General features: G+C 35.2%; 9 protein-coding genes. 7 read left to right on the top strand and 2 right to left on the bottom strand.

Features of this window, described 5'->3' with window-relative positions:
* Positions 1-246: 246 nt before the first annotated feature.
* A complete protein-coding gene (recF, locus tag H7U01_RS04885) occupies positions 247-1,347 on the bottom strand; it encodes a DNA replication/repair protein RecF (RefSeq protein WP_060971642.1) in 1,101 nt (366 codons plus the stop codon).
* A 2-nt stretch (positions 1,348-1,349) separates the two neighbouring features.
* Positions 1,350-1,727 carry a S4 domain-containing protein YaaA gene (gene yaaA, locus H7U01_RS04880; protein WP_002892188.1) on the bottom strand — a complete coding sequence of 126 codons (378 nt, stop codon included), beginning with the start codon at positions 1,725-1,727 and terminating at the stop codon, positions 1,350-1,352.
* Between the two features lie 77 nt (positions 1,728-1,804).
* On the opposite strand from yaaA, the gene yfmF reads away from it, so the two are divergent.
* Genes yfmF through H7U01_RS04845 form a run of 7 tightly spaced genes read left to right on the top strand, consistent with a single transcriptional unit; the run spans position 1,805 to position 8,253 of the window.
* On the top strand, positions 1,805-3,055 hold the full coding sequence (gene yfmF / locus H7U01_RS04875; protein WP_201041204.1) for an EF-P 5-aminopentanol modification-associated protein YfmF: 1,251 nt from the start codon (positions 1,805-1,807) through the stop codon (positions 3,053-3,055).
* Between the two features lies 1 nt (position 3,056).
* Positions 3,057-4,334 (top strand): EF-P 5-aminopentanol modification-associated protein YfmH, encoded by a 1,278-nt coding sequence (gene yfmH / locus H7U01_RS04870; RefSeq protein WP_201041203.1) that lies wholly within the window; start codon positions 3,057-3,059, stop codon positions 4,332-4,334.
* A gap of 58 nt (positions 4,335-4,392) precedes the next feature.
* Positions 4,393-5,250 carry a helix-turn-helix domain-containing protein gene (locus H7U01_RS04865; protein ID WP_201041202.1) on the top strand — a complete coding sequence of 286 codons (858 nt, stop codon included), beginning with the start codon at positions 4,393-4,395 and terminating at the stop codon, positions 5,248-5,250.
* A 12-nt stretch (positions 5,251-5,262) separates the two neighbouring features.
* On the top strand, positions 5,263-5,805 hold the full coding sequence (gene pgsA, locus H7U01_RS04860) for a CDP-diacylglycerol--glycerol-3-phosphate 3-phosphatidyltransferase (RefSeq protein ID WP_201041201.1): 543 nt from the start codon (positions 5,263-5,265) through the stop codon (positions 5,803-5,805).
* Positions 5,806-5,817: 12 nt separating this feature from the next.
* A complete protein-coding gene (locus tag H7U01_RS04855; RefSeq protein ID WP_201041200.1) occupies positions 5,818-6,648 on the top strand; it encodes an energy-coupling factor ABC transporter ATP-binding protein in 831 nt (276 codons plus the stop codon).
* Positions 6,624-7,466, top strand: a complete 843-nt coding sequence (locus tag H7U01_RS04850; RefSeq protein WP_201041199.1) for an energy-coupling factor transporter ATPase — start codon at positions 6,624-6,626, stop codon at positions 7,464-7,466. The genes H7U01_RS04855 and H7U01_RS04850 overlap by 25 nt, the downstream gene beginning before the upstream one ends.
* Positions 7,459-8,253 carry an energy-coupling factor transporter transmembrane component T family protein gene (locus H7U01_RS04845; protein ID WP_037602393.1) on the top strand — a complete coding sequence of 265 codons (795 nt, stop codon included), beginning with the start codon at positions 7,459-7,461 and terminating at the stop codon, positions 8,251-8,253. The genes H7U01_RS04850 and H7U01_RS04845 overlap by 8 nt, the downstream gene beginning before the upstream one ends.
* The last annotated feature ends 191 nt before the right edge of the window (positions 8,254-8,444 follow it).

Below are 8,444 nucleotides of genomic sequence, written 5' to 3'. Positions count from 1 at the left end.
CAAATTCCTTAGTTTGATTATGGAATTCAATCTATTTTTTATCAAATGCCTTGATATGCTTGACAAATGGTAGAAAAAGTACTTACTTCAGGTAAGTACTTTTTCTTTACATTGATTTTTACAGTAGGTTTACAATGTGTTTACACAAACAAAATTGTTAACAAAGGGTTTGGGTGAGTTTTTGTTTACACTTTTTAACATCGCTTGTCATATATGTAAAGCACAGAAAACAGAAAAACAAGTCGCTTAATCGACTTGTTTTTCACAAATAATACCATTCTTGACTAAGAAGGTCTTTAAATCGGGTGGTAGGTTACTCAGATGATCAAGTGAAGTTGTCGTCATGAAGGTTTGAACCTCTTCGTCAATACTTTCTAACAGTTTGAGTTGACGGTGATTGTCAAGCTCACTCATGACATCATCGAGGAGAAGAATTGGAAATTCACCTGTTACTTTTTTTATCAGAGCAATCTCAGCCATTTTTAAAGAAAGAATGAGACTACGTTGTTGCCCCTGACTGCCGAAAGATGCGTTCATGTCATTAATGTAAAATGTCAAATCATCCCTATGTGGACCAACACCAGTGTTCTTTTTGAAGATATCCCTTTTGTGATTTTGCTTTAACGTGGTTAAAAATGATTCACGAATAACTTTGTTATTCCCGAATGGGATATTAGATTCGTAGGAGATTTTAAGGCGCTCTATCTGATTTGAGAGATTACTATGATGTCTATCTGCCTCTTCCTCTAATTGCTTGATAAATTCTAGTCTATGTTCGATAACGCGTGCTCCAAAATCGGAAAGCTGTTCATCTAACACTGAGAGAAAATTAATGTCTACATTGTCAGTAGATTTGAGATAGGCATTACGTTGCTTGAGTACATGATTATAACTTGATAGGTCTGAAAGGTAAACAGGCTTAATCTGTCCTAAATCAATATCTATAAATTTACGTCTTAGGCTTGGAGATCCCTTTACAAGTTGTAAATCCTCAGGAGCAAAGAGTACCACTGTCATGTGACCGATATAATCGGATAATTTAGCTTGTTTGAGGTGGTTGACCTTTGTTATGCGGCCTTTATTAGATAAACTGATTTCCAGAGGTAGCTTTCCACTATGACGATGCACGATGCCATTCAGTTTGAGAGTATTTTGCTGAAATTGAATCAGTTCCTTATCTGAACGGGTCCGATGACTACGTGTCAATGCTAGAAAATAGATGGCCTCAAGAATATTTGTTTTTCCTTGAGCATTGCGACCAAGAAAAATATTGAGATGAGGTGAGAAGCTCACAGAGGCTTCAGTATAATTTCTAAAGTGTTGAATATCAATATTTTCGAGCCACATAGTTAGGTTCCTGGGAAACGAACGGGTTTTCGTTTAGTTTTATTGCCTTCTTTTGACGGATGTGCCTTTTGTTTCTTTTTATTATCCTGATTCATTTTTTTTACAATGGCAGCAACACGTGCTTTTTCAGCGACTTCTTTTTGATGCTCTTCAATTTCATTTGTTGTAGGAGCTATAATCGTTATTTCAAGTTCCTCAGACGGAATAGTAATAACATCCCCATAACGAAGTTTTTTTCCACGACGTTTTTCATCCTCACCATTGAATAAAACGGTATTGTTAGCTAAAAAACCTTTAATAGCTCCGCCACTATGAATGATACTTAATTCTTTTAAAAGTGCCTGCAGTGTGATGTATTCATCAAATAATTTATATTCCATAGTACCTCAACTTTCTCTTGAGATAAGATAGCATAAAAATGGTATAATTGGAAGCATAAACTTTTTAGAGGTTATCAATGAAAATTGCTGATGGTGTCTATGTACACTTCATTCCAACACAAAAATATAAAACTAATCGTATTGTTTTTCGAATGACAGGTTCTTTGAATAAACAAAAAATTGCTAAACGAGCTCTGGTTTCACAAATGTTGGCTACAGCCAATCAGACGTATCCAACAGTACAGTCTTTTAAAGAGAGATTAGTTTCTCTTTATGGAACACAGTTGTCAACTAGAGTGTTAACTAAAGGGTTGACACATAGTGTTGACATAGAGTTGACATATCTGAAAGATGCCTTTATCCCTACGAATAATGGATTATTTTGGGAAGTTCTAGGATTTTTGAAAGAGTGTCTTTACAAGCCGCTGTCAAGAGTAGCTCAATACCAAAATAAAGTATTTAATATAGAGAAACAAAATTTAAAGACTTACCTTGATGTTGACACAGAGAATAATTACTATTACAGTGAAGTTAAGGGAAGAGAGCTTTATTTTGTAAATGAGGGCTTGAAAGTTCCCAAATATGGTCAAGTAGAACTTGTTGAAGCCGAGACTTCGTTTACAGCTTATCAAGAATTTCAAAGTATGTTGACAAGAGATCGTATTGATATCTTTATGGTTGGAGAATTTGATGATTATCAAGTACTCCAAGGTTTACATCGTTTTCCTTTGGAGGGACGTCAAGTTGATTTACAGTTTAGCTATAGTCAACCTTATGTCAATGTGGTGAAAGAAAAGATAGAACCTAGACAGAGTAGTCAATCTATTCTACAATTAGGGTACCAATTTTCATGTCAATATGGAGATAAAGATTACTTTGCTTTAATTGTATTCAATGCCATGTTTGGTGAATTTGCCCACTCTGCTTTATTTACAACGCTTCGAGAAAAGGAAGGATTGGCTTATTCAATTAGTAGTCAATTTGATGTCTTTACAGGTTTACTAGAAGTTTACGCTGGAATTGAAAAATCTAATAGAAATCAGGCTATGCGAGGAATTAGTAGAGAATTGAATTACATTAAATTAGGACGTTTTTCAAGTTCTCTCCTGAATCAAACCAAAAAAATCATACGAATGAATGCCCTACTCTCTGAAGATCATGCCTTAACATTGGTGGAACAACGTTTTAATAAGGTGATTTTTGGCGATAAAAGTCTTTCATTAGAGAATTGGTTAGATGAGATTGAGAAGGTTACTAAAAAAGATGTTTGCCGTGTAGCGCGTCAAGTTAAGCTACAGAGTTTGTTCTTTTTAGAAGGAGTGTCTTAGAATGGCTGCTTTGAAGAAACGTTATTATCAAAAAATTGATGAAGAAGTTTATTCAGCAATTTTAGATAATGGTATGTCTTTATCAATTATTAAGAAAAAAGGATTTTTAGAAAAAGCCGCCTTTCTGTCAACGAATTTTGGGGCGCTAGATAATCACTTTTATATTGATGGTGAGTTACAATCTTACCCTGCAGGTATTGCTCATTTTCTGGAACACAAGCTATTTGAGGATGAGCAGGGAAGGGATGTGACATTGGATTTTGTCAAGCTTGGAGCTGATGTCAATGCTTTTACAACCTTGGATAAGACAACATATTATTTCTCTACCCTTGACCACTTTGAGGAGTCTTTAGAACTTTTATTAAAGTTTACATCAAAGTTTACAAGTTCCAAAGATACTGTCAACCATGAAAAAAGAATTATTGAACAAGAAATAAATATGTATCAGGATGATCCTGATTATAGAGTATATCTGGGTTGTTTACAAAGTTTGTATCCCAATACTATATTAGGGCAAGACATTGCTGGAAGTGTTGATAGCATTGAAAAAATTACTGTAAAGGATTTGAAAGATAATTTTGACTGCTTTTACAAACCAGCAAACTGTCATCTCGTTTTGGTAGGTGATTTTGATGTTGAAGATATTTACACTTTTGTCAATGAAAAACAAAGCGGGTTTACACTACCTGAGAGAATAGTTGAAAAAGAAAAGAACCCCATTGAGTCAGATATCCAAAAATTAGATAGTCTTCAAATGGAGATTTTCATCTCAAAGTTAGCCATTGGTTTTAAGAGTGTTCCTTTTACTGATAATCCTATGAGAGAAAACATACTGGTACAGTTATTGTTTAATTTACTGTTTGGCTGGACGTCTCCTTATTATCAAAATTGGTATGCTGAAGGAAAAATAGATGAGTCTGTGTCAATTGAATACGAGGTATCTAATCGATATTCATTTGTCATTATGACTATGGACACTGCAGAACCTATCCGTATGTCAAGTTTAATTCGTCAAGTGATGACGTCGGCAGATAAAAAAAGACTGTTGACGGATGAGGCATTGGATTTGCAAAAGAAAGCTTTGTATGGTGAATTTTTACGTAGTCTAGACAATATCCAGAATTTAGGAAGTCAGTATTTAGCTTATTTTGAGAATGATAAAACATACTTTGATTTTGGTCAGGAACTGATGAGCATTACTTCCAAGGATTTGAAGGATTTTTTGAATCACTATCTCTCAAATATAGAGATTACCGATTTTGTTGTCTTCCCTAAATAAGTGATTATTTGCTATAATAGAGACACGAAAACAAAGAAGAATATTAGAAAGGGGAAAAATGAAGTTACACTCTCTAGGTGAGCAATTACGTGCAGCACGTATAAAGAAAGAATTAAGTTTATATGATGTAGAAAAAATTTCTGGAGTAGAAGCTCAGTTTCTTCTGGCTATGGAAATGGATCAACTTAAAGCTTTGCCAGAGGACATTCAGCAAGAAGCGCTTGAAAAGTATGCCACTTCGGTTGGTTTAGATGGAAAGCGTCTGTTTGAGGAGCAGAGACAGAACGAGCAAAAACTAAAAAAAGAAAAGAAAACAGTTGAACGTAAGGAAGAAAGCTTAGCTACCAAAGCTCCTATGTCACGCTTTTTAAAGCATAAACGTGAAGAAAAAAGAAAGTCTAACTATCTACCTTTACTAATTCTTAGTGCGGTTTCGTTACTTATCATTTGTTCAGTAGGTTATATTATTATTAGACATCTTTCTAATCAACCTCAGGTGATAAAACCGAATACTATCTCTACAGTTAATCATCTATCAACGGCTAGTAAGGCTAAATCGTCACGAAGCATTTCTGAGGTTACCGTTTCAGGGGCAAATGTAACAACGACAACTCAAGGAAATCAGCTAATGGTTGATTTCTCCAATGTGAATTCTTCAGTAGTTTTAGATGTAGAGTTATCAGAAAATAATGATGACACCTGGTTTTCAGTAGATAATTCAGAGACTTCAGAGAGTTACCTCCTTTCAAAAACGAAAAATTCAAAATACTCTTTAGATTTTTCTGATAAAACGAAACCAACTCAAATTATTATTGCTCAATCTTCAAAAGTAACTCTAAAGGTAAATGGGGAGTCACTTGATTTATCGCAATTAGATAAAAATACACCTAGCTACCTAACATTAAGAATCCAATAGAATCGAGAAGAAATGTTTAAAAAAGAAAATTTACCTAACTTATTGACACTTGCTAGAATTATTTTGATTCCTATCTTTTTATTAATGACATCACTTGCGTCAAGTAATATCATGCATATTGCTGCGGCGGTTGTCTTTGCTATTGCCAGTATTACAGATTATTTGGATGGCTATTTGGCACGAAAATGGCATGTTGTTACTAATTTCGGGAAATTTGCAGATCCATTAGCGGATAAAATGTTGGTAATGTCAGCTTTTATTATGCTAGTAGGTATTAATCAAGCGCCGTCCTGGGTAGTTTCGGTTATTATCTGTCGTGAGCTTGCAGTAACAGGTCTTCGTCTTTTATTAGTGGAAAACGGTGGTACAGTTCTCGCTGCAGCTATGCCTGGTAAGATTAAGACAGTGACTCAGATGTTATCTATCATTCTATTATTGTGTCATTTGCATTTTATTGGAACAATTATGCTTTATATCGCTTTGTTCTTTACAATTTACTCAGGCTATGATTATTTCAAAGGTGCAGGTTTCTTATTTAAGGATACTTTCAAGTAGTACGATAAACAAATGATTAAAATAAAAAATTTAAAGTTTAAATATCATCAAGATCAACCATCCTATATTCTTGATGATGTATCGTTTCACGTGAAACGTGGGGAGTGGCTATCCATTGTAGGGCATAATGGTTCTGGAAAATCCACGACAGCACGTCTTATTGACGGACTATTAGTGGCAGAGTTTGGGCAGATTATCGTTGATGGTCAAGAATTAACAGAAGAGAATGTCTGGGATATTCGTGATAAGATTGGCATGGTCTTTCAAAATCCAGATAATCAATTTGTTGGGGCAACTGTTGAAGACGATGTTGCTTTTGGTCTTGAAAATAAAGGTGTTCCCTATGAAGAAATGGCTTCAAGAGTTCAAGAGGCTCTGGAATTTGTAGGAATGTCAGAATTTAAGGATAGAGAGCCAGCTAGATTATCTGGAGGTCAAAAACAACGTGTGGCTATCGCAGGTATTGTAGCTATGAGACCATCAATTTTGATTTTGGATGAGGCAACTAGCATGCTGGACCCAGAAGGTCGCCAGGAATTGATTCAATCTATTAAAGCTATTCGTAAAGAATACGGAATGACTGTTTTATCAATTACTCATGATCTCGATGAGGTCGCTTTGAGCGACCGTGTTTTGGTTTTGAAAAAAGGTAAAGTGGAGTCTGTTTCAAGTCCTCGTGAACTATTTAGTAGAGGCACAGAGTTGGTTGACTTAGGTTTGGATATCCCTTTTAGTGCATTATTAACTCAAAAGCTAAGAAATAAAGGTCTGATAGAGTGTGAAGACTATCTGACAGAAAAGGAATTGGTAGAACAATTATGGGAATCTCTCTCGAAAATGTAAGTTATATCTATCAAGCGGGTACTCCTTTTGAGGGGCGTGCCCTTTTTGAATTGACAACGACGATAAAAGATGGTTCATATACAGCCTTTATTGGACATACCGGAAGTGGTAAATCTACTATTATGCAGCTCTTGAATGGCCTCTATTTACCAACTAGTGGTCAGGTTCAAGTTGATGATACTATCATAACCAGTCAATCAAAGAACAAGGACATAAAACCAATTCGTAAGAAAGTAGGTTTAGTTTTTCAATTTCCAGAAAGTCAGTTATTTGCAGAGACTGTTTTAGAAGATGTTGCCTTTGGACCTCAAAATTTCGGAGTTTCTAAGGAAGAAGCAGAACAACGTGCTATTGAAAGTCTAAAATTAGTTGGACTCCCGGAAGAATTTCATGGACAGAATCCTTTTGATTTATCAGGAGGGCAAATGCGACGTGTTGCCATTGCAGGGATTCTAGCTATGCAACCAGATATTCTAGTGCTGGATGAACCGACTGCCGGTCTAGATCCACAGGGACGGAAGGAATTGATGTCTCTCTTTAAGGAGTTACATCTTTCTGGAATGACGATTGTTTTAGTCACTCACTTGATGGATGATGTTGCCGATTATGCGACAGCTGTGAATGTTATGGAAAAAGGGCAACTGGTATTTTCGGGAGCTCCTAAAGATGTTTTTCAAAAGGTTACTTTTCTTAAAGAAAAACAATTAGGTGTTCCTAAAATTACAGAGTTTGCACTACAGCTACAAGAAAAAGGTTATCGATTTGAAACTCTCCCTATTACAATCGAGGAATTCGTAGAGGTGGTGTCGCATGGATAAGTTAATTATTGGACGTTATATTGTTGGGGACTCTTTTATACACCGATTAGACCCTAGAAGTAAATTATTAGCCATGCTGATTTATATTGTTATTATCTTTTGGGCTAATAATCCCTTAACTTATGCTGTAATAACTTTATTTACACTTTTCTTGGTTTTCTTGTCTAAAATAAAACTTGGTTTCTTTTTAGGTGGAATTAAACCGATGATTTGGATTATTTTATTTTCTACCCTATTTCAAGTTTTCTTCAATACAAAAGGGAGTGTACTTTGGTCTATCGGCTTTTTTAAGATTACAGAAGTCGGTTTAAATCAAGGTTGGATGATATTCCTTAGATTTATCCTCATTATTAGTTTTTCCACCCTACTTACTCTAACGACAACACCTTTAAGTTTATCTGATGCAGTTGAATCACTTTTGAAACCTCTTACTGTTTTCAAAGTGCCAGCACATGAAATTGGTTTAATGCTATCTTTGAGTCTACGTTTTGTACCAACTTTGATGGATGATACAACTCGTATTATGAATGCTCAAAAGGCGCGTGGTGTTGACTTTGGTGAAGGAAATATTATTCAAAAGGTACGCTCAATAATACCTATTTTAATACCTTTGTTTGCATCAAGCTTTAAACGAGCAGATGCTCTGGCGATTGCTATGGAAGCACGAGGCTATCAAGGTGGTGAAGGACGTACAAAATATCGTCGACTTTCATGGAATGGTCGAGATACCTTATCAATTATTGCTATTTTAGCTTTAGGATTAATGCTTTTTTATCTTAAGAGTTAATTTGTTGAGATAAATAAAAACTAGGTCTTAAGACCTAGAAGTTTTAGATGGACGCCCACGTAGGCGTTCTTTTTTCGTCTAATCCCAATCTACTTGTAATATTTTTAATATCCCTAACAAGGGGATGTTATATTTCCAAGGTATCATAGATACATGGTTATAGTTCTTCAGCTTAATCTGGATTGAAAAAT

The sequence above is a fragment of the Streptococcus sp. 21.1 genome (genome assembly GCF_016648635.1).
Lineage (GTDB): Bacteria > Bacillota > Bacilli > Lactobacillales > Streptococcaceae > Streptococcus.
This window is presented reverse-complemented; position numbering and strand designations above follow the sequence as displayed.